The organism is Algoriphagus confluentis, assembly GCF_036245625.1.
Lineage (GTDB): Bacteria > Bacteroidota > Bacteroidia > Cytophagales > Cyclobacteriaceae > Algoriphagus > Algoriphagus confluentis.
On sequence record NZ_BTPD01000001.1, the window covers coordinates 487641 to 508296 of the forward strand.

Genomic DNA, 20656 nt, shown 5'->3' on the forward strand with positions numbered 1-20656 from the left:
TGTGCTCATCTGTGAAATCTGTGAGAGATAAAAATGAAAAAGCAAAAACTAATCGGCCCAATCTCCCAAGTGCTGACCCTGGATCATCTCCCGCTCAAAGGAGCGCTGAAAGACGATCAATTGGAGCTCATCGAGCAGGCAGGAATCCTGATAGAAGGAGAAAAAATCTTTCAGGTTGGACCATGGGAGAAGCTTATCAAAGATTTTCCAAAAGCAGAAATCCATGAATTGAAAGGGGATTTTGTGGCCTTGCCCGGGCTGGTGGATTGCCACACCCATATTTGCTTTGGAGGATCGAGAGCAAGAGATTTTGCCATGCGAAATGCAGGAAAAACCTACCTCGAAATCGCCCAAGCAGGAGGAGGAATCTGGGATACGGTGACCCAAACCCGAAAACTGAGTCAAGCTGACCTGGCAAAAATCACAGGGAATCATGCCAATCGCCACCTTTCCGAAGGTGTAACTACCATTGAGGTAAAAAGCGGCTACGGACTTTCGGTTGAGGAAGAATTAAAAATGCTCCGGGCGATCCAAGAAGCAAAAAGTCTGACTTCAGCTGATTTGATTCCCACTTGCTTGGCTGCCCACATGAAGCCCAAAGATTTTTCAGGTTCTAATTCGGAGTATTTGCATTTGATTTCTCATGAACTTTTTCCTTCCCTGAAAAAAGAAAAGCTAACTCATCGCATCGATGCCTTTGTGGAGAAAAGTGCTTTTTCTCCGGATGAAATCAAACCCTATTTTCAAAAGGCTAAAGAAATGAGCTTTGATTTGACTGTCCATGCGGATCAGTTTACGGTGGGAGGTTCGAAAGTGGCTGTTGACTTCAATGCCAAGTCAGCAGATCATTTGGAAGCTTCAGGCGATGCAGAAACCCACTATTTGGCCAAATCAAACACTATTTCAGTTGCTTTACCCGGTGCATCGTTGGGATTGGGTTGTGCCTTCACTCCTGCCCGCAAGGTTCTGAATCTAGGTGGAGCTTTAGCCATCGCCTCCGACTGGAATCCGGGTTCGGCACCGATGGGAGACTTGCTCGCTCAGGCTTCTATTTTGGCTACCTTCGAAAAACTGAGCACAGCCGAAGTCTTGGCTGGAATTACTTTCCGGGCTGCAGCAGCTCTTGGATTAGCCGATCGGGGAAAATTAACCCAGGGTCAATTGGCTGATTTTATCCTTTTCCCTACCAAAGATTATCGGGAGATTCTATACCATCAAGGGAAGATGAAGCCGATGGAAGTGTGGAAGTCAGGAAGTAAGGAGGTTAGGAAGACGGGAGGTATGGATGCTTTGAAGTCCGGTGTCAGATGACCGATGTCATAGGAGAATCATTATTGAAAATGGCCTACAATTCTGAGTTTAAGGACCAAAAAGGGTCATAAATCGTGAACCAAAAATCGTAATTCGTAAATCCCATGTCTTTTCAAGATCAAATCATACAAGGAATCCCTTCAGCGTTACCTCCAAAAAAACTGCGAAATCCTGCTATTTCGCATGCGCCAAAGCGAAAGGATATCCTTTCTCCGGAAGAGAAAAAACTGGCGCTTAGCAATGCCTTGCGCTATTTCCCAAAGGAATGGCATCGAGAGTTGGCCGCTGAGTTTTGGGAAGAATTGAAAAGCTACGGGCGAATCTACATGTATCGCTTTATGCCGGACTATAAGATGTATGCTAGGCCAATTTCCGAATATCCAGCCAAATCCAAACAGGCCGCAGCCATCATGCTGATGATCCAAAACAACCTTGATCCAGAAGTAGCACAGCATCCCGAGGAATTGATCACCTATGGAGGAAATGGGGCTGTATTTCAGAATTGGGCACAGTATCTCCTGACCATGAACTACCTCGCTGAGATGAGCGATGAGCAGACACTTCACATGTACTCTGGCCACCCTATGGGGCTTTTCCCCTCTTCTCCCGAGGCACCACGAGTCATCGTCACCAATGGAATGATGATCCCCAACTATTCCAAACCGGACGATTGGGAGCGATTCAATGCACTGGGAGTCACTCAATACGGGCAAATGACGGCGGGTTCGTACATGTACATCGGTCCACAGGGAATCGTTCATGGCACAACGATCACGGTCATGAATGCTTTTCGCAAAAAATTGGGCTCCGGTCAATCTTTCAAAGGGAAGCTTTTCCTTACTGCTGGGTTGGGTGGCATGAGTGGCGCTCAGCCCAAGGCAGGGAATATTGCAGGTTGCGTAACCGTATGCGCAGAGGTCAATCCCGCCGCTGCCAGAAAACGATTCGAACAGGGTTGGGTAGATGAATTGATCGAAGACTTGGATCAATTGGTTGCGAGAGTAAAAAGAGCAAAAGAAGCAGAAGAAGTGCTTTCCATCGCCTTTTTAGGCAATGTAGTGGATGTTTGGGAGCGTTTTGATCAGGAAAATATATTCATTGAACTCGGGTCAGATCAGACCTCGCTGCACAATCCTTGGGCAGGTGGGTACTATCCTGCGGGCCTGACTTTCGAAGAATCCAATCAGCTGATGGCAAATGATCCTGTAGCTTTTAAGGAAAAAGTTCAGGCATCACTGCGGCGACAAGCTGCTGCGATCAATCGTCACGCAGCCAAAGGAACCTATTTTTTCGACTATGGAAATGCCTTTTTGCTGGAAGCATCGAGGGCCGGTGCCGAAGTGATGGCAGAAAATGGAATTGATTTCCGCTATCCAAGCTATGTGCAGGATATTTTGGGACCCCTGTGTTTTGATTATGGATTTGGACCTTTTCGATGGGTGTGTACTTCGGGAAAAGCCGAAGATTTGCGTAAAACCGATCAAATCGCAGCCTATGTGTTAAAAGAAATCATGGAATATGCTCCCACTAGCATTTCCCAACAGATGCAGGACAACATCACCTGGATTCAGGAGGCGGAGAAAAACAAGTTGGTGGTAGGTTCTCAGGCTCGAATCCTCTATGCAGATGCCGAAGGTCGGTCGAAAATTGCGGCAGCATTTAACCAAGCCATTTCATCCGGTGAAATCTCAGCCCCAATTGTCCTGGGTAGAGATCATCACGATGTCAGCGGAACCGATTCTCCCTACCGGGAAACGAGCAATATCTATGATGGAAGCCGATTTACTGCCGACATGGCGATACACAATGTCATCGGGGACAGTTTTCGTGGAGCGACCTGGGTGTCCATCCACAATGGTGGCGGTGTTGGCTGGGGAGAGGTGATCAATGGAGGATTCGGGCTGGTCTTGGATGGAAGTCAAGAAGCGGAAAGAAGGTTGAAATCCATGCTTTTCTACGATGTCAACAATGGAATTGCACGCCGAGCCTGGGCGAGAAATACGGGTTCGATGGAAGCGATTCGACGGGAAATGGACCGGACTCCAGGATTAAAAGTGACGGTTCCGGAATTGGTGGATGTGGGGATTTTTGAAAATCTTATTCATTGACGGCCAACTTTTCCAAAGTTCCGAACTTTGGAAGAGTTTTTCGGAGAAATCAACTTTCCTCAAAAACCTCCTTCAAATCCAATTCAAATCCGGTAAGTACGGTTGATGTTACTTTTTGACCAGTGGTAAAAAGCCTCGAGGGCTGATATACTCCATCCACCAAGACATTGATTTGAAGGGTGTTTTCAACTGGGTGAATAATCCAATATTCAGTTACTCCATATTCCTGATAGAGGTCATATTTGTTTAGAAGTTCGACTTGGCTATTGCCCGGAGAAAGGATCTCCACAATCAAATCCGGGGCACCTAGGCAACCTTTTTCATCCAGTTTATTAGGGTCACAAATCACGGAAATATCAGGTTGGACTACGGAATCAATGGTTTTAATGTCAGGATCTTTTGATAATCTCACATCAAAAGGGGCGGAGTAGACTTGACAAATATGCCCTTTCAAAAATGCATGAAAATGCACGAACAAATTTCCAGACACAGCTTGATGTCTTCTATTCGGTGAAGCTGCCTTTTTAAAAACTTTCCCTTTGATTAACTCCACAATTTCCTCAAAACTCCATGTCAAGTAATCGGCATAGGTATATCCGGAAAAAGTAGCGTCAGGCTCTTTAAATGCTGCCAAATCAATATTCTCTTTCTCAGGAATTCGGTAAGGCTTCATCGTATTTATCCTTTAGGCAACCAAATTAACAAACAAGTTTCCTTAAGTTAGAGTAAAAACCACAAGACTCAAATCAAAAACCAATGAACCTTCACCAAAACCCTTCCCCTTATCACTGGTCAGGCCGAAAATCCGATCAACTCGACTATTGGCATCAAGCAGTCCAATCCATTTCAAACCTAAGCATGGCCCAAGGATCTGAAAAGAAAGTGGGGATTTTAGGCTACGCCGGAGAGGAGGGTGTCATCAGAAATCAGGGAAGATTAGGAACCTTAGAAGGTCCTGCAGCCATCCGCAAAATGCTGGGTTCGGTCGCGTACCACCTTCCCGAAAACCTTCCCCTGCGGGATTATGGTGACATTTTCACTCTCAATCAGGATTTGGAAGCTTCTCATGATGCCCTAGCCAAAATCACCTATGATCTCTTGAAAAGCAATCATTTTCCTGTACTTCTAGGAGGTGGTCATGATTTAGCCTATGCCCACGGTCGGGGTGTTCAAAAATTCATTTCCGAAAAAGGCGAAAAACTCGGAATCATTAACCTTGACGCACACTTTGACTTAAGACCCCTGGTCGAAGGAAAAGCCCATTCAGGTTCTCCATTCCTCCAGTTAGCTCAAGAATTTCCGAGTAACTTTCATTACCTGGCTTTAGGTATTCAGCGGGCTGCCAACCCCAAATCTCTTTTTCAAACAGCAGAAAAACTTCAGGCCAAATACTTGGTAATGGAGGATTTCCGACTGAACAATTGGGAATACATCGAAGAGCAGATCATCTGGTTTTTAGACTCGGTCAATAAGGTATATTTGAGTATCGACTTGGATGGATTCTCTTCGGCATTTGCCCCGGGAGTTTCAGCTCCTTCACCGATGGGATTTGACCCGCAGATTGCCTTTAAGGTTTTCGAGCTGATTGCCTCAAGTAAAAAAATGATCAGCCTGGACGTAGTCGAACTCAACCCCAAATTTGATCAGGACAATGCCACAGCTAGGTTGGCTGCCCGGGCAATTGAGTATATTTTGAGGAAGGTTTTTGGGTGAAATTTGAGGTAAATTCTGCCTTCAGATGAGTAAATTTCTTAATAAAAAAGAGGCTGAATTCGAAAAATTCAGCCTCTTTTTTACTTGATTTAAATCAAGGTATCCACTTGATATGCTTGAAGTTAGGCTTTCTCTTTTCAAGAAATGCATTCCGACCTTCTTTGGCCTCTTCCGTCATGTAAGCCAGACGGGTTGCCTCTCCGGCAAAGACCTGCTGACCGACCATTCCATCGTCAGTGAGATTCATCGCAAACTTCAGCATCTTGATCGAGGTCGGAGACTTGGCCAAGATTTCCTGTGCCCATTCGTAAGCAGTATCTTCCAGTTCTGCATGGGGAATCACGGCATTGACCATCCCCATATCGAAGGCATCTTGAGCAGAATAATTTCGGCCTAAAAAGAATATCTCACGTGCCTTTTTCTGACCAACCATTTTGGCCAAATACGCAGAACCGTACCCTCCGTCAAAGCTCGTTACATCGGCATCGGTCTGCTTGAAGATAGCATGTTCCTTGCTTGCCAAAGTCAGGTCACAGACCACATGCAAGCTGTGTCCACCTCCTACTGCCCAACCGGGAACTACCGCAATCACGACCTTTGGCATAAAGCGAATCAGACGCTGAACTTCCAGAATATTCAACCGATGATAGCCATCATCACCTACGTACCCTTGATGCCCTCGTGCCCGCTGATCTCCGCCTGAACAAAATGCCCATCCCCCATCTTTCGGAGACGGCCCTTCTCCTGACAGCAAAATCACTCCGATAGAAGTATCCTCTTGCGCATCGTAGAAGGCATCATAAAGCTCGGCAGTGGTTTTTGGACGAAAGGCATTTCGGACTTCTGGGCGATTGAAAGCGATTCGGGCCACACCATTGCACTTTTTGTAGGTGATATCTTCGTATTCTTTGGCTGTAATCCAGTTGATCATGATCGTTTGGTTTAAAAATTACATTTTTGTGCAAGTTAACCCTCTCCTGCGGAATTTGTTACTTGGAAAACCGCTTTCTAACTGCTTCCCAACCTATGTTTCGACTCCATTTTGAGAATCAAGCCTATTCGAAAGCCGAAGATTTTGAAGTGAATCCGAGAGATTTACCGGAATATGCACAAGCTGCCTTTTCGTTTTGCAAAAGCTGGTTGGAAGGAGAAAAAACCTTTACCCAATCCACTTCCGGCTCCACTGGAACCCCCAAGCAAATACCCATTTCCAGAGACCAAATGATGGCAAGTGCGCAAGGGACCGGATCTTTTTTTAAAACTGACCCTAATTCAAAACTGCTCTGCTGCCTCAATTCTGCCTATATCGCCGGGAAAATGATGCTGGTTCGGGCGATGGTTTGGAACTGTGAAATTCATTTGGTGGAGCCCAGTTCCGACCCCCTGAGCAAGGTCGATGAGGATTTTGATTTTGTCGCGATGGTTCCCCTTCAGGTGCAAGCGTCTATGGAAGATCAAACAAGTCTCCCAAAACTCAAATCCATTCCTCATCTGATCATCGGAGGGGCTCCCATTTCAGCGAAGTTGAAAGTCAACTTAGTAGAAAACGGCATCGAGGCCTGGCAAACCTTTGGCATGACGGAGACCGTTTCGCACATTGCCCTAGCCCCGATCCAAGCGGACGAACTGATCTATCAGATTTTACCGGGAGTTCAGTTTGGTCAGGATCAGCGTGGAGCCTTGTGGATCCAATCCCAAATGAGCGGCCCCGATCCTATTCAGACTAACGATCTTATTGAACCTCGGTCAGAAACTTCTTTTGTTTGGCTGGGAAGAGCTGACTTTGTGATCAATAGTGGAGGTATCAAGATCCATCCTGAATTTTTGGAAGCTAAGATTGAATCGCATGTTCAGCGTTTCTTTTCTGATTCCCGATTTTTCATTTTTGGAAAAAAGGATGAAAAACTGGGGGAAAAAGTGATTCTTCTAATCGAATCCTCAACAATTGATGAAAAGAAGGCAGGAGAATTGCTGACTGAACTCAAGCACCAATTGGGCAAATACGAAGTGCCGAGGAAAATATCCTTTATCCCATCCTTTCAAATGACCCCAAGCGGAAAAATCAATCGGAAAAAGACTATTTCCAATTTATGAAAGCATTCCTCCTTTTTCTGCTGCTGACTTGTTTTCCATTGTTAATGGAGGCACAGGAAAAACCGCTTTTGGAGGTAGAAATCCTTCAGGCCAAGTCCAATTCAGGAATGATTCGGGTACTGGTTTTTCAGCAAGCTGACGGATTTCCGGACGATCTCAATAAGGCCATTCGTTCTATTTCTATTCCTTCTACCCTTCCAACAAGCAAGCTTTTAATTGAGGATTTGGATGCGGGAACCTATGCCATTTCCATCATTCATGATGAAAATCTCAATGGGAAATTGGACACTAATCCAGTGGGCTATCCAACAGAACGCTTTGGATTTTCAAACAACCCCAAAATCTACTTTGGCCCTCCTTCTTTCGAAAAGGCGGCATTCAAACTGGATAAAGGAAGTAAGACCGTTCAAATACGATTGAAATAGATTTCCGTCCCATGCCTTCAAGTCCAATCAATCCTCCCCATTTTATGGATTTTCTCCTCATGTCCTCGAAAAGCCCTACTTTTGGCAAAAATTAAAGGCATGAGCTCCGCTAAAAACTCACTCACCGGTTTGATTCTGGAATACGATTCAGGATTAGTTCCTCCACCCTATAGCCATGTGTTCCGATTGGCTCTGGATTGGAAAAAAGGAAACCTGGAAGTGCAACTTGACCTGCATTATACCGAACGGGAGGAACTTTCGGAAGAAGAAATTCTCGACGAAGGATTCACCGTCAACGACGATTATCGATATCAGGGACCTTTGGACCAGGTCTGGATCAATCCCATTCAAGAACTTTTCTCCAGCAGCAAATGGACGAGCAAGGATATCGAGGACGGCGGAATCTCTTTGACCCCACAGGGACACGGAAAAGAGGAAGGCGTAAAAATCCCCTCCAACCAGGAAGAGTGGCAACTCATGGCCCAAGATCTGATTCAGGCCATCTACGAAACGGTAAAAAAAGAGGCTCCATTACAGATACACTTTCGAAAAGTCGATTCAGAAAGGGCTTGGGATTGCAGCCTGACCGTTCATTTTTCCCATAGGCAGGTCGTTTTTGATCAGGAAGGAAAAACCAGAAATCTCAATTGGGAATATGCCATTCAGCTGATGAAGCTTATTTTCACTCCTGACTACCATTATGAACTGTCCAAGGAAGCTCCCGGAAACAAGCGGGGAATGTACATAGACTGTGGAGATGGATATTGGCACGAATTGGGTAAGGGAGTAGTCAATATTGATCCCTCTTTTGATGCTGTAGGAAAAATCAAAAGCCGATTGGATGAACTGATTGAATCCTGATTTAGGACTCAAAATCCGATGGAATTTATTTTCCCTTCATGCCTCCCCATTCTCATTTAGCCTGTGATTTTCTTCAGATCATAATGAATATCCTGAATCATCTTGCCCAAATCTTCTAGGGTCAAAGGAGTTTTCTTATCCCCTGGATTGGGGAAATCGGTGCTGATAAAGGCCTTGGCTTCCCAAACCTCCAGTACATCCTCCCCTCTGACTTCATAAGGTTTGTAGTGGTCATTATCAGAGACCAGGAAGAGTTTGCCGTTTTCTGCCAGGTAATTAAAGACCCGCTTATACACGACCCCTTCAGTTTGCGTGACCAGAACATAGGTTTTCCCACTTTTTATTTGGGAAAGCTGATCCAAATACGAACCTATGATGAGCGTACCTGCTTTCAAAGGAAGCATGGAATCCCCGGCCAATTCAAAAGCTCTGTAAGTGGCTTGACGGGATAAATTGGGCAGGTGGAACTGCGGCAAGGTCTCCATGTATTCTGGGTCTGCATATCCATTGAGATAGCCAGCGGAGGCCTTTTGGCCCACCAGGGTAATATTTTCCTTATCATTTTGGTCAGCAGCAATAGTGAGAATATTCAATTTGCGCTTTTGGAGGGCTCTTCTTCCCAGCTGCTCAATATCATGCTCAACCAATTCCTCCAGACCCACTTCCAGCAGCTCACTGATCTTCAACAAGGTTGCCAGCTTGGGTTCGGACCGCCCGTCTTCGTAGGCTGAGATCATGGTTCGCTGCACGTCCAGCTGATCCGCAAGATCACTTTGGGTGATTCCTTTCACTTTGCGGAGGTATCGGAGATTGGATGCCAGGTAGCTCATGCAGAAAAGAGATAAAAGTTAGGATCATCTTCCATAGGTGCCACCGGGAAAAAGGGATTAATGTTTCCCATTTTTACTTTTCTGCTTTCCAATTTGGCCTTGATCTGCTCGATGATTTCCCCGACCGGCTTGGGTTCGGTGACCAAAAGATAGCCGTATTGGGGCCTCTGTTCATCCTCTACAAAAAACTTGACCTGATGATTGCCTGAGGCAAGGGCCTTGGATGTGATTTTGATTTTCTCTGCTGATTCCATAGCTCATTGATTTACATGGGCCAAATTAGTAAATGTTACTTTTATAAACATCTATTTGATGTAAAAATGAACATTTTTTTCTGACAAGAGCTGTCACTTTTTTTTCAAATCCATAAAGATTTGATTTTCAGGTAAGCACAGGACAGTTTCCGGTTTTTTCCATGACTGGTTGCTGCTCATTTTACCATTCGACCGCTCAGCCAATAATTGGATCGGAATGAAACCAATCTCCGGTTATTTTGTAAGTAGTATGTAGTCATTGTCTTCAAATGAGACAATAACTCGAAGTAAACTCAAACCAACCATGAAGTATTTCTACCTATTTATTTTCTTTTTCGGCCTTTCTGCCCATGCTTTTTCACAAAATTATACGGTCAAGGGCAAGGTATTGGAGTATGGCAAATCCGAGGCAGTCCCTTATGCCAATATCCTTTTGCTCTCTGTCTCCGACTCTTCCCAAGTAACCGGAACGATATCAGAAATCGATGGGGAATTTGAGTTGAACAGTGTGCGTGAAGGAGAATACCTGTTCAAAATTCAATACTTGGGCTATCAAAACTTTTTCAAGACCATCACAGTCAGGGGCAATATGGACTTGGGTGCTATCAATATCCGGGAGGAAGCGACTGCTTTGGGAGAAGTGGTCGTAGCGGCAAGAAGATCCTCCGGAACTCAGCGGAGCGATACTACCATGTACAACGCAGACGCATTCAAAACCATGAAAGACGCTAGTGCCCAAGTATTGATAGAAAAGCTTCCGGGTGTAGTTTCTGAAGGTGGGGTTTTGCAGGCGCAGGGAGAAGCAATCGCTCAGATTTTGGTGGATGGGAAGCCCTTCTTCGGAAATGATGTCCAATCTGCCCTTCAAAATCTCCCTGCAGAAGTCATTCAAAGCATAGAAATATTCGATCAGAAAAGTGAAAAAGCCCAATTGAGCGGATTTGACGATGGTGAAAGGTTAAAAACCATCAACATCATCACCAAGCCTAATCGAAGGAAAGGTCAATTTGGAAAGATGACCGCTGGGTATGGAACAGACGATCGCTACTTGGTTGGGGCCAGTGTCAATGCATTCAACGAAGATCAAAGACTTACATTTACCGGATTATCCAACAATATCAACCTCCTGAATTATTCCAGCGATGCCAATACCCAATCCGACGGGAGACCTCAGGAAGGAATCGTAACTACCAATATCTTGGGGATGAATTATACTGATCTTTGGGGGGAGAAAATCAAAGTAACCGGTAGCTATCAATATTCCAACAGAGAAAATGTGGGGATTATCTCCCGATTCAGGGATTTTGTTACCACGGATGGATCCAATCAGGAGTATTCGGAGGTGTCCAGGGATGTCAGGGTCAACAACGAACATCAGGCAGATCTAAGGCTGGATTACAATCCGAATTCCAGAAACAGAATCCTTTATATCCCAAGACTCCGGGCAAGATTTGAAACCGAAAACTCAGGATTTTTCGGAGAAACCACCGATGGTCAAAACCTAATCAACCAAGTCGAAAATGCCCGATTGGGGGATTATACCGAGTTTGACTTTTTCAATCGCTTACTCTACAGCCATCAGTTTAACAAACCAGGCCGAACAATTACACTAAGGACATTCTACCATAGAGGATGGGATAATGACGAATCCATCCGAACAGCGGAGAACACCTACTTTGAAGAGTCCGGAGAAAGAGTGGAGCAAATCGATCAGCTCACCACCCGTGACCGAATAGGGAATCGATGGGAGGTGGGACTCTCATTCACCGAGGCTCTCAGTGAAAAAAGCCAGATCGAAATTGAATACGAAATAGGCAATAGGAACAACGATTCCGAACAGCTGATTTTCAATGTGGAAGGCGGAGATTTTGAAGCAGGAAATATGATGCTTGATACCGCACTCAGCAATGTTTTCCAAAGTGACTACCTCACTCAGGAATTTGAATTGGGCTACCAATACAGTGTGGAAAAATTCAAAATGCAAACAGAACTCCAGTATCAGATCGCTGACTTGGACAATGCCCAGGAATTTCCGCAAGCATTTGCTTTGCAGAGGAATTTTAAAGCCATCCTTCCCACTGTAAGGATGGAATACAAATTTTCACCCACTACCAATATCCAACTGGACTACGATACCCGGACAGCAGAACCCCAAGTAAGACAGCTGCAACCGGTAATCGACAACTCCAATCCCCTTCAATTGAGAACGGGAAATCCGGATTTGGATCAGTCTTACAGTCATGACTTCAGGTTGAGATTCCGAAACCAAAATCCCGAAACCGATAAAAGCTGGTTTCTCTTTGCACGATCCTCCTTGGTCAATAACTTCATTTCCAACAGTACTTTTATTGCCGACGAGCCCACTGAAATCCAGGATGGAATCATTCTGGAAAAAGGCTCCCAACTAAACAGTCCGGTCAATTTGGATGGCTATTGGGATATGAGAACCTGGCTGAGCTACGGCATGCCTCTGGATTTTATCAAGTCCAAGCTTAACCTCAATCTGGGGGGTGGAGTGACCCGACGTCCGGGGCAGGTCAACGACCAAATCGGATTCAACAATTCTCAACGACTCAGCACTGGATTTTCCATAAACAGCAGCATCAGCGATCAGATTGACTTCAATATCTGGTCCAGGTCTTCCTTCAATCGGGTAGAAAACACGCTCAACTCCAATCTGAATGATCGATTTTTCCAGCAACGATTCCGGGTCAATTTCAACTGGATTATTTGGGAGGGATTCATTTACCGCTTGGACATTAACCATCAAATCAACTCGGGACTTTCTGAAGGTTTTGACAACAATTTCTCCCTGATCAATATGAGTATCGGAAAGAAAATTTTCCAAAATCAGCGTGGAGAAATCAGCATCATGGTGTATGACTTGCTAGGTCAAAATGCCAATGTCCGAAGAAACATCACCGAGACCTTCATTGAAGATATCCAAACCAACGTGCTTCAGCGGTATTTTATGCTGTCCTTTACCTACAATCTCCGCCGGTTCAGCAAGGGAATGGATATGGATGATTACAACGAACTGATCAATACCGGAGATTCCTCGGGAGGTGGTCGGGGAGGTCGTCCGACAGATATCTAACTACGGAATGCCAAAAAAAGCGGGAGAATTTATTTCTCCCGCTTTTTCATTTTTTATCCTTGTTTGCTCCTTGCTCTGGTCATAAATCATGGATTTTTCCCATGATTTGTAGAGGATCAACTTCCCGGAATCGTAAAGGAAAGTACCAGCCCCACAGAACTCCCCGACAAGACCTCGCTATTTGGCAAAGTATACTTAATTGAAGTGTAGGTAAGAGCCACCCATTTGTAGCCGAATTCCACTCTCGCTCCCAAGTTGCTTTCCATGTCAGCGTCCGGCACAAAACCGTCCCCTTTGAATCGGACCGCTTGATGAGTAGTGATTCCTGCGCCCAATCGGAAGTTTTCGTTGATTTTGTAGAATGGCATCAGATACATGGGAAGACGGGTAAATCGGATGTTGGCATCGTCGGCTGCCGTGGTGTTGTATTTCCAGCCGATTCCTCCTCTCAGCATCAAATGCTTGATTTTTGGAAAATCCAGCTGTCCACCTACTGACAAAAAGCCTCCCTGACCAGCCCGCATGACCTGATCTTCTCCATTGGTGAAAAAGACCTGAAGTAATTCGTCTCCGCCGAATTCCAAGCCTCCTTCCAGAAGGAGTTTGGCTCGAACACCCGGGGTCTTTTCCTGGGCAAAAAGAGGAAGGCACATCATGAGACTAGCACTCAGGATGAATACTGTTTTTTTAAACATGGGAAATGAAATATGGGGTTTAGGGTAAGATCAACACCTATTTTGAAAGAATCTCTCGGATTAAAGAAAAGAGGTTTGACTCAGGAAATTTCGCAAGCCGGATCGTCATTTCAATACGGGGAGAAATATTTATTTTTTCTAAAAAAAGGTCCGGTCAAGGGCAAAAAAAAACGCGACCCCAACTGGATCGCGCTTATCTTTTTTTTCAATTTTTTAGCGAAATTTTCCTTTCAACTGGGCTAATTTTTCTGCCATGGAAGATTCTCGGCTTGACTCCTTTTCTTTTTGAGGAGCTTTGACTGGGCTTTTGCCCCGCTCCGCAAAAGGATCGGACTTCATACTCAGCCCTATCCGCTTTCGGGGAATATCCACTTCCAAAACAGTCACTTGAACTTTTTGAGCCACGGCTACAATTTCATTGGGATCCTTGACAAATCGGTCTGCCAAATGGCTCAAGTGAACCAATCCGTCCTGATGCACCCCGATATCCACAAAGGCCCCAAAGGCAGTGATATTGGTGACAATCCCGGGAAGCTTAATACCAACCCGCAAGTCCGTCATGGAGTTGACCCCTTCCTGAAACTGAAACACTTCAAACGTCTCTCTTGGGTCCCTACCGGGCTTGGCCAATTCCTCCAAAATATCCTGAAGGGTAGGAAGACCCACCGTCTCGGACACGTAGTTTTTAAGCAAAATTCTATTCCTCAACTCCTCCGAACTCATCAAATCAGAAACGGAAGCTTTGAGGTCATGGGCCATTTTTTCCACCAGTTCATACCGCTCCGGATGGACGGCTGAGCGATCAAGAGGATGCTTGGCATTCTGGATTCGGAGAAAACCCGCAGCCTGCTCAAAGGCCTTTTCACCCAACCGGGGTACTTTTTTGAGTTGGGATCGACTGGTGAAAGGTCCGTTTTCAGTTCGGAATTCAACGATATTCTGAGCCAACACCGGCCCCAATCCAGAGACGTAAGTAAGGAGTTCTTTCGAAGCCGTATTGACCTCCACCCCTACTCCATTCACCGCCGACATGACTGTATCATCCAAGGCATTTTTGAGTGCATTTTGATCCACATCGTGCTGATATTGCCCTACTCCGATGGATTTGGGGTCGATCTTCACCAATTCTGCCAAAGGATCCATCAATCTTCTGCCAATAGAAACTGCTCCTCTTACCGTCAAATCCAAGTCCGGGAATTCATTTCTAGCCACTTCTGAGGCGGAGTAGATAGAAGCCCCTGCCTCATTGACCATGGTTACAATCACCGATTTAGGTAAACCCAAGCCTTTTACAAAAGCCTCCGTCTCCCGTCCAGCTGTACCATTTCCGATGGCAATAGCCTGAATAGAAAATTTATCCACCAAACCTTTGACAGTCATGCCCGCAGCGGCAGTTTGTCGCTGTGGTTCATGAGGAAAAATCGCCTCATAATGCAGCAACTGACCTTGGGGTCCCAGACAAACCAGCTTGCAGCCAGTCCGGAATCCCGGGTCGATAGCCAAAACGGACTTTTCTCCGAGAGGAGCCCCTAACAGAAGCTGACGGAGATTTTCTGCAAATACTTTGATTGCTTCCTCATCCGCCTTTTTCTTGGTCAGGAGTCTGATTTCCGTCTCCATGCTGGGTTTGAGTAAGCGCTTGTAGCAGTCTTTGATCGCCAGTTTGACCTGATCTACGGCGGAATTTGCCGCATCTGCCAAAATCTCCCGCTCCAGTAGAGCCAAAGCACCCCCCTCTTCCGGACAGGAGTCCAGCATAAGGAAAAGTTCCTTTTCCCCACGTCTCATAGCCAACACCCGATGCGAAGGAGCTGTTTTGATCGGCTCGGACCAGTCGAAATAGTCTTTGTATTTGATGGCTTCGGTTTCCTTGCCGGGAATCACGCGAGAAGTAAAGGTTCCTTCTTCCAGAAAAAGCTTGCGCATCTTTTCCCGGATTTCAGCCTTTTCGTTGATCCATTCCGCAATAATATCCCGCGCTCCCTGTAGGGCTTCCTCGGTGGATTTTACCTCCAATTCTTCATTCAAATACTTGTTGGCTTCTGCTGCCAGATCAAAAGAAGTCTGCGTAAAAACTCGTTCTGCCAATGGCTCCAGCCCCTTTTCCCGGGCAATGGTGCCTTTGGTTCTGCGCTTAGGCTTATAAGGCAAATAAATATCCTCGAGCTTGGCCATAGTCTCGGCTGCATCGATGGCCTTTTTGAGTTCCGGAGTCAATTTCCCCTGCTCCTCGATGGATTTGAAGACAGCTTCTCTTCTTTTATCCAACTCTCTCAGCTGCTCGATCCGGTCCCGAATAGCCGCCACTTGCACTTCATCCAACGTACCAGTCGCCTCTTTTCGATACCGGGAAATAAAAGGAACGGTAGCACCTCCATCCAGCAAGTCAATAGTCGCCTGAACCTGATGTGGCTTTACACCAAGTTCGGAGGCGATTTTAATCTCGTAATTCATATTTAGGTGTAATCTTAATCAGAAATGAGGCCGCAAGATAAGGCTGCTTTTTTTGCCTGAAACCCGAAAATGTAAGACTTGTCACTAAGGGTCTGAAATTGTGGGGTTAATTTTGAAAACTTGGAAGTTTGAAAGTTCTTGGTTCGAGGTTCATCGTTCTAAGCTCATTCAGAGTCAAAATCCTTTTGGAATCTTTAAACTCTTAGTAGTGTCGTAAATCGTAAACTTGTGCTGAGCGAAGTCGAAGCATCGAAAAATCGTCCTTAAATAATGGATTGGAAAAAAGAAATTAAGTCCTGGGGGCTGATTTTGGCCTTTTTTGCCTTTCTGTATTTCACAGGCTTATTACCCGTGATCCATGGAGCTATTCAGTCTGTCTTGCTGTCTACCGGATTGATCAAACCCAAATTGGAACGAGTGGATCTGACCAATCAAAACTTTGATTATCGGGGACGATTTGTAGACATGCAGGGGAATGAAATCAACCTTCAGGATTATCGGGGAAAGACCGTTTTTATCAATCTTTGGGCCTCTTGGTGTGGTCCTTGCCGGGCAGAAATGCCGCATATTTCCGAGCTGTACAAATCAGTAAAAGACCAACCCAATCTGGAATTCCTGATGGTGGGACTGGATCGGGAATTTGAAAAAAGCAAAGGCTTTATGGAGGGAAAAGCCTGGACTTTCCCTGTCGTCCATGCCAGCTATGGCTTGAATTCCAGCCTTCAAAGCGAGTCCATTCCTACTACTCTGGTGGTAAACAAGGAAGGAAAAATCGTCTTTTACCAGGAAGGAATGAGCAATTTCAACACGAAGGAATTCAAGGAATTTTTAATCGCTCAATAGCGATCCGCATAGGTTTTTTTTGCCTTTTCGCTTTCGAAAAAATCTTCTTCGTCCATGATTTAGGGAACTTTTAAGTAGAGTTGGGAACATTTGGGATTTTGAATAACTTCCAAAAATGAATCCCCCCAGCACAGAAGTTTTGATCATCGGAGGAGGTTTTTCCGGTTTGGCAGCTGCCAAAAAACTTCACGAAAACCACATTTCTTTTCTTCTCCTGGAAGCACGGGACCGTTTGGGTGGGAGAGTTTATACCCGGCAGTTTGAGGGGTTTTATCTGGACTTGGGTGGACAATGGATCGGCCCTACCCAAGACCGGATGTATGCCCTGTGTAAGGAATATGGGATGGAGTATTTTGAGACTTATAATCAGGGAAAAAATATTCTTGACCTTGCACAAAGGATTAAAACCTACCGGGGAGTCATTCCCAAGCTCGGCCTTTTTGCTTTAGTCCAACTGGCTTGGGTCATGCGAAAAATCCAGAAAATGGCCGATTCTGTGTCTTTGGAAGCACCTTGGATTCATCCAAAATCCAAAGAATGGGATTCCCTGACTTTGGAGGATTTTTTGATCCAAAACTGTACCCATTCCCAAACTCGTCAGGTATTCCAAGTAGGCTGCGAAACTATCTTTGCCTGTCAGCTGAAGGAGATTTCACTGCTCCATGCGCTTTTTTATATCCGATCCGGCACTTCTTTGGATTGCCTGATCAATATCAAAGATGGGGCTCAGCAGCATCGGGTCAAAGGCGGAATGCAAACTTTGGCAGAAAAGATAGCGGAGAGATTTGCAAAGCAAATCCGATTCAATTATCCGGTAAGTCGAATTCAAAAAACCAATTCAGGATATTTGGTCTCAGGAGATGGGTTTGAATTGGATTGTAAACAAATCATCTTGGCTGTTCCTCCCCCTCTCCTTTCCAATATCCAATTTTCTCCAAGACTTTCCTTCGAAAAAAGCGAACTCCTCAAAAACTATCCTATGGGCCGTGTGGGCAAGTGCTTTATGATCTATGATCGGCCCTTTTGGAGAGCAATGGGTTTTTCGGGTCAGGCCTTATCCGATGAGTCCACCCCGTTTCAGACCTTTTTTGACTGCTCTCCAGCAGATGCCAGCAGAGGGATAATCATGGGATTCACGATCGGCGGCCGGGCAGATTCTTTTTTTGCCCTAGGAAAAAAAGAGAGAAAGGAGAAACTGGAGGCGGTCTTGATTAGATATTTTGGAGAAAAGGCCAAGAAATCGATCCAATACGAAGATTTTACCATGACAGATGAGTCTTGGTCCCAAGGCTGCTATGCCGGATTGATGCCAAAAGGCGCTTGGACCGCTTGGCAGGATGCTTACCGAAAATCAGAAGGAAACATCCATTTTGCCGGGACAGAAGCAGCCGAACGCTGGCATGGATATATCGAAGGGGCTGTGATCTCGGGTGAAGCTGCCGCTGAAAAGTGTTTGATGGAAGTCCAAACGAATAATCCTTAACGCAGTGTGTGATACTTTGGTAGCTCTTCCGGACAAAACCGCCTTCGGTAACCTGATTTTCGGAAAAAACTCTGACCGGGAGCCTTTGGAAGCGCAGGCAATAGCTCATTACCCAAGGCAACTTCCGAAGGAAAACCAGCTGAAATGCACCTACATCACGATCCCTCAAGTCGAGGAAACTTTCGAAGTAATTCTCTCGAAGCCCTTTCAGATGTGGGGAGCCGAGATGGGAGTCAATGAACACGGAGTCGTAATCGGAAATGAGGCGGTTTTCACCAACGTCCGTTTTGACAAAAAGAAAGTTGGACTCACAGGCATGGATTTGCTTCGCTTGGCTTTGGAAAGAAGCAACTCAGCCAAACAAGCCCTGAAAATCATCACCAATCTTTTGGAAGAATTTGGACAAAATGCCTGTGGAGGATATCAAAACCGCAATTTCTATTACCACAACAGTTTCCTGATCGCTGATCCTCAGGAGGTATTTATTTTGGAAACGGCAGGAAAATCCTGGGCCTATCGTCGAGTCAACTCCATCGGCAGCATTTCCAACGGGCTCACTTTGGACGAAGATTACGATGAAGCACATTTTGTAGAAGAGAAGCGGACGATTCAATCGCTGTTTTCTGGAAAGAAAGAGAGTTTCCGGGGGAGATTTTCCGACCTACTTTATACCGAAGTGGGTAGAGCAAAACAAAGGCAGGCTTGCACCTTTGGATTTTTGGAAAAAAGGAAGGAATTGGAAGTACAGGACTTTTTTGAGGCCCTCAGACAGCATGACCGGGAAGATTTTAACCCGAAAAAAGCCACCACAGGCTGCATCTGTATGCATGCCACCGGAATGACCAATCCCTCGGATACCACGGGAAGCATGGTGGCTGAGATTCGAAAATATGGACCTTCGACCATTTGGTTGACAAGCACTTCTCAACCTTGCATGAGTGTGTATTTGCCTTTTTATTTTGGGACAAGCTGGGATCAAGGACTTTTTTCCCCATCAGCCCATCCTGACGAAAGCCTTTGGTGGAAAGCCAAATCCATACAAAGATCTATCCTAAATGACTATTCCAAGTTGCAGCCTGAATGGAGAAATCAACTGGACCCACTTCAAACGAGCTGGGTTCTGGAAAATAAAAAGCTGCTAGAAAAGAATCCGGAGACTGAAGACTTGAGCCAATTTACAGAAAAGTGTATTCGGGCGTATTTGAGAGTTTTGCAGGAATTTTCATCTAAATCCAGTCCTCTTTGAAAGGTGAATGCGGAATCTGAATAAAACCTTTCCTACGATCCCCTAACAAAAACCTGCTTTATACTTGAACCCACTTTCTTCCAAAAATCAGACTTCTTCTGACCCGTATACAGCTTCAACTCATCTTCTTGAGGAGGAAAAGAACCCAAGTCACCTTCATGAAGCAGGATTAAGTACTGATAGGCTGACTCGATGGATTTGGCCCGCTGGGTGAGGTATCGAATCAGGGATAGCAGCATTAATCCCAGACAAATCCCCCCTAAAACCCAATTGCTTTTGACCAGAGAAAAAACAATCCCAACGAACAGCACCACACAAAAGCTCCTGAAAAACTTGGACTCCGCCATCGTCCGTTCTACTGCCGAATGGAGATTGGGCTTATGCGTCAGCAGATAGGCCATCGCATACTTGAAGGTATTGAAATCTCCTCTGCTGACCGTTTGGATTTTGACGGAACGAATACCCAAGGCCTGATTGAACAGACTCAAATTGGACCACCAGATCGTTTTGATTTTGTCATATATCCATCCATCCAAAAAACTGGAAACCAGATAAATAAAATGACCGGAAACATAGGCGGTGGAAAAGAATATGGTTCCCTCCATCCAAGGTGAATCTGCCAGGCTGTTTAAAACGAACAAGTCCTCCGGCCAACCCACAAAAATCAAAAAACCAATTAGCAGTCCTCCGGGAAGCAGAATCGTCAACAGGTCGAGTAAACCCAGATTCAATTTGTCAAACATAGGCGAAGTGTTTGACGAAAAGGTAAACTTAATTTAGCTTGATTCCTAGGTGTTTACCTTCCAAACATGTCCTTCCGTATCCAGGATTTCTTTCCCCCATATCGGAAGTTCTGCTTTGATCCGCTCCACCAATTCATCACAGGCTTGCATGGCGGCTTTTCGGTGCTTGGAGGAGGTAAAAACGAAGAGGCAGATCTCCCCGACTTTGATCTCTCCCAGGCTGTGATAGATATGCATGCAGGTCAGCGGGTATTTGGCAAAAACATCCTCTCTGATTTCAAAGGCCTTCTCCAAAGCCATGTCCTCGTAAGCTGTGTAGGCAATGGCAATAACATTGCCTTCCGGCTTTTGGTCAGCCCGAATCTGCCCAAGAAAAATGGAATGGCCTCCGATATCGGTTTTGCTGGCATGATTGGCGATGGATTGGGCGATTTTATCAGGAGAAATCGGCCCCTGCACAAAAATATTTTTGGGTTTGCGTTCTTTTTCCATTTCAGAT

General features: G+C 45.4%; 18 protein-coding genes. 10 read left to right on the forward strand and 8 right to left on the reverse strand.

From position 1 onward, the window contains the following. Nucleotides 1–33: 33 nt before the first annotated feature. Nucleotides 34–1311, forward strand: coding sequence for an imidazolonepropionase (gene hutI, locus AAA943_RS02150; RefSeq protein WP_338222597.1), 1278 nt, complete (start codon nt 34–36; stop codon nt 1309–1311). A gap of 104 nt (nt 1312–1415) precedes the next feature. Then, entirely contained in the window at nt 1416–3419 is a 2004-nt protein-coding gene (locus AAA943_RS02155; protein ID WP_338222598.1) for a urocanate hydratase, read from the forward strand. Between the two features lie 49 nt (nt 3420–3468). Here the strand turns inward: AAA943_RS02155 and AAA943_RS02160 are convergent, their stop codons facing one another. Continuing rightward, nucleotides 3469–4092 carry a Uma2 family endonuclease gene (locus AAA943_RS02160; protein ID WP_338222599.1) on the reverse strand — a complete coding sequence of 208 codons (624 nt, stop codon included), beginning with the start codon at nt 4090–4092 and terminating at the stop codon, nt 3469–3471. An 83-nt stretch (nt 4093–4175) separates the two neighbouring features. Here AAA943_RS02160 and hutG point away from each other — a divergent pair, with 83 nt between their 5' ends. After that, nucleotides 4176–5132, forward strand: a complete 957-nt coding sequence (gene hutG, locus AAA943_RS02165) for a formimidoylglutamase (RefSeq protein WP_338222600.1) — start codon at nt 4176–4178, stop codon at nt 5130–5132. Between the two features lie 94 nt (nt 5133–5226). Here hutG and AAA943_RS02170 read toward each other — a convergent pair whose 3' ends face one another. Beyond that, nucleotides 5227–6063 carry a 1,4-dihydroxy-2-naphthoyl-CoA synthase gene (locus AAA943_RS02170; RefSeq protein WP_338222601.1) on the reverse strand — a complete coding sequence of 279 codons (837 nt, stop codon included), beginning with the start codon at nt 6061–6063 and terminating at the stop codon, nt 5227–5229. A 95-nt stretch (nt 6064–6158) separates the two neighbouring features. Between AAA943_RS02170 and AAA943_RS02175 the strand changes: the two genes are divergently transcribed. The 3 genes from AAA943_RS02175 to AAA943_RS02185 all read left to right on the forward strand — a co-directional run bounded on the left by AAA943_RS02175 (nt 6159) and on the right by AAA943_RS02185 (nt 8512). Next, nucleotides 6159–7226 carry an AMP-binding protein gene (locus AAA943_RS02175; protein WP_338222602.1) on the forward strand — a complete coding sequence of 356 codons (1068 nt, stop codon included), beginning with the start codon at nt 6159–6161 and terminating at the stop codon, nt 7224–7226. Then, on the forward strand, nt 7223–7651 hold the full coding sequence (locus tag AAA943_RS02180) for a DUF2141 domain-containing protein (protein WP_338222603.1): 429 nt from the start codon (nt 7223–7225) through the stop codon (nt 7649–7651). The genes AAA943_RS02175 and AAA943_RS02180 overlap by 4 nt, the downstream gene beginning before the upstream one ends. A gap of 99 nt (nt 7652–7750) precedes the next feature. Continuing rightward, nucleotides 7751–8512, forward strand: a complete 762-nt coding sequence (locus AAA943_RS02185; RefSeq protein WP_338222604.1) for a hypothetical protein — start codon at nt 7751–7753, stop codon at nt 8510–8512. 56 nt (nt 8513–8568) lie between these two features. On the opposite strand, the gene AAA943_RS02190 is transcribed toward AAA943_RS02185, so the two are convergent. Then, complete coding sequence (locus tag AAA943_RS02190; RefSeq protein ID WP_338222605.1) at nt 8569–9342, reverse strand: XRE family transcriptional regulator; 774 nt, start codon at nt 9340–9342, stop codon at nt 8569–8571. Further along, complete coding sequence (locus tag AAA943_RS02195) at nt 9339–9596, reverse strand: hypothetical protein (RefSeq protein ID WP_338222606.1); 258 nt, start codon at nt 9594–9596, stop codon at nt 9339–9341. The genes AAA943_RS02190 and AAA943_RS02195 overlap by 4 nt, the downstream gene beginning before the upstream one ends. A 304-nt stretch (nt 9597–9900) precedes the next feature. Here AAA943_RS02195 and AAA943_RS02200 point away from each other — a divergent pair, with 304 nt between their 5' ends. After that, a complete protein-coding gene (locus AAA943_RS02200; protein ID WP_338222607.1) occupies nt 9901–12693 on the forward strand; it encodes an outer membrane beta-barrel protein in 2793 nt (930 codons plus the stop codon). A gap of 116 nt (nt 12694–12809) precedes the next feature. Here AAA943_RS02200 and AAA943_RS02205 read toward each other — a convergent pair whose 3' ends face one another. Next, nucleotides 12810–13388: a hypothetical protein gene (locus AAA943_RS02205; RefSeq protein WP_338222608.1), complete on the reverse strand. Its 579-nt coding sequence runs from the start codon at nt 13386–13388 to the stop codon at nt 12810–12812. A 213-nt stretch (nt 13389–13601) separates the two neighbouring features. Then, nucleotides 13602–15842 (reverse strand): Tex family protein, encoded by a 2241-nt coding sequence (locus AAA943_RS02210; protein WP_338222609.1) that lies wholly within the window; start codon nt 15840–15842, stop codon nt 13602–13604. A gap of 270 nt (nt 15843–16112) precedes the next feature. On the opposite strand from AAA943_RS02210, the gene AAA943_RS02215 reads away from it, so the two are divergent. The 3 genes from AAA943_RS02215 to AAA943_RS02225 all read left to right on the forward strand — a co-directional run bounded on the left by AAA943_RS02215 (nt 16113) and on the right by AAA943_RS02225 (nt 19414). After that, a complete protein-coding gene (locus AAA943_RS02215) occupies nt 16113–16685 on the forward strand; it encodes a TlpA family protein disulfide reductase (protein ID WP_338222610.1) in 573 nt (190 codons plus the stop codon). A gap of 115 nt (nt 16686–16800) precedes the next feature. Continuing rightward, complete coding sequence (locus tag AAA943_RS02220) at nt 16801–18168, forward strand: flavin monoamine oxidase family protein (RefSeq protein ID WP_338222611.1); 1368 nt, start codon at nt 16801–16803, stop codon at nt 18166–18168. A gap of 4 nt (nt 18169–18172) precedes the next feature. Next, nucleotides 18173–19414: a C69 family dipeptidase gene (locus AAA943_RS02225; protein ID WP_338222612.1), complete on the forward strand. Its 1242-nt coding sequence runs from the start codon at nt 18173–18175 to the stop codon at nt 19412–19414. Nucleotides 19415–19446: 32 nt separating this feature from the next. Here the strand turns inward: AAA943_RS02225 and AAA943_RS02230 are convergent, their stop codons facing one another. Next, complete coding sequence (locus tag AAA943_RS02230; protein WP_338222613.1) at nt 19447–20157, reverse strand: hypothetical protein; 711 nt, start codon at nt 20155–20157, stop codon at nt 19447–19449. A gap of 45 nt (nt 20158–20202) precedes the next feature. Then, the gene (locus AAA943_RS02235) at nt 20203–20649 is read right to left on the reverse strand and encodes a molybdenum cofactor biosynthesis protein MoaE (RefSeq protein WP_338222614.1); all 447 of its coding nucleotides are present in this window, start codon (nt 20647–20649) and stop codon (nt 20203–20205) included. Nucleotides 20650–20656 lie beyond the last annotated feature (7 nt).

Bases quoted from the DNA above. Each gene is read 5' to 3' on its own strand.
- hutI (WP_338222597.1), top strand. From the start codon at position 34: ATGAAAAAGCAAAAACTAATCGGCCCAATCTCCCAAGTGCTGACCCTG.
- AAA943_RS02155 (WP_338222598.1), top strand. From the start codon at position 1,416: ATGTCTTTTCAAGATCAAATCATACAAGGAATCCCTTCAGCGTTACCT.
- AAA943_RS02160 (WP_338222599.1), bottom strand. From the start codon at position 4,092: ATGAAGCCTTACCGAATTCCTGAGAAAGAGAATATTGATTTGGCAGCA.
- hutG (WP_338222600.1), top strand. From the start codon at position 4,176: ATGAACCTTCACCAAAACCCTTCCCCTTATCACTGGTCAGGCCGAAAA.
- AAA943_RS02170 (WP_338222601.1), bottom strand. From the start codon at position 6,063: ATGATCAACTGGATTACAGCCAAAGAATACGAAGATATCACCTACAAA.
- AAA943_RS02175 (WP_338222602.1), top strand. From the start codon at position 6,159: ATGTTTCGACTCCATTTTGAGAATCAAGCCTATTCGAAAGCCGAAGAT.
- AAA943_RS02180 (WP_338222603.1), top strand. From the start codon at position 7,223: ATGAAAGCATTCCTCCTTTTTCTGCTGCTGACTTGTTTTCCATTGTTA.
- AAA943_RS02185 (WP_338222604.1), top strand. From the start codon at position 7,751: ATGAGCTCCGCTAAAAACTCACTCACCGGTTTGATTCTGGAATACGAT.
- AAA943_RS02190 (WP_338222605.1), bottom strand. From the start codon at position 9,342: ATGAGCTACCTGGCATCCAATCTCCGATACCTCCGCAAAGTGAAAGGA.
- AAA943_RS02195 (WP_338222606.1), bottom strand. From the start codon at position 9,596: ATGGAATCAGCAGAGAAAATCAAAATCACATCCAAGGCCCTTGCCTCA.
- AAA943_RS02200 (WP_338222607.1), top strand. From the start codon at position 9,901: ATGAAGTATTTCTACCTATTTATTTTCTTTTTCGGCCTTTCTGCCCAT.
- AAA943_RS02205 (WP_338222608.1), bottom strand. From the start codon at position 13,388: ATGTTTAAAAAAACAGTATTCATCCTGAGTGCTAGTCTCATGATGTGC.
- AAA943_RS02210 (WP_338222609.1), bottom strand. From the start codon at position 15,842: ATGAATTACGAGATTAAAATCGCCTCCGAACTTGGTGTAAAGCCACAT.
- AAA943_RS02215 (WP_338222610.1), top strand. From the start codon at position 16,113: ATGGATTGGAAAAAAGAAATTAAGTCCTGGGGGCTGATTTTGGCCTTT.
- AAA943_RS02220 (WP_338222611.1), top strand. From the start codon at position 16,801: ATGAATCCCCCCAGCACAGAAGTTTTGATCATCGGAGGAGGTTTTTCC.
- AAA943_RS02230 (WP_338222613.1), bottom strand. From the start codon at position 20,157: ATGTTTGACAAATTGAATCTGGGTTTACTCGACCTGTTGACGATTCTG.
- AAA943_RS02235 (WP_338222614.1), bottom strand. From the start codon at position 20,649: ATGGAAAAAGAACGCAAACCCAAAAATATTTTTGTGCAGGGGCCGATT.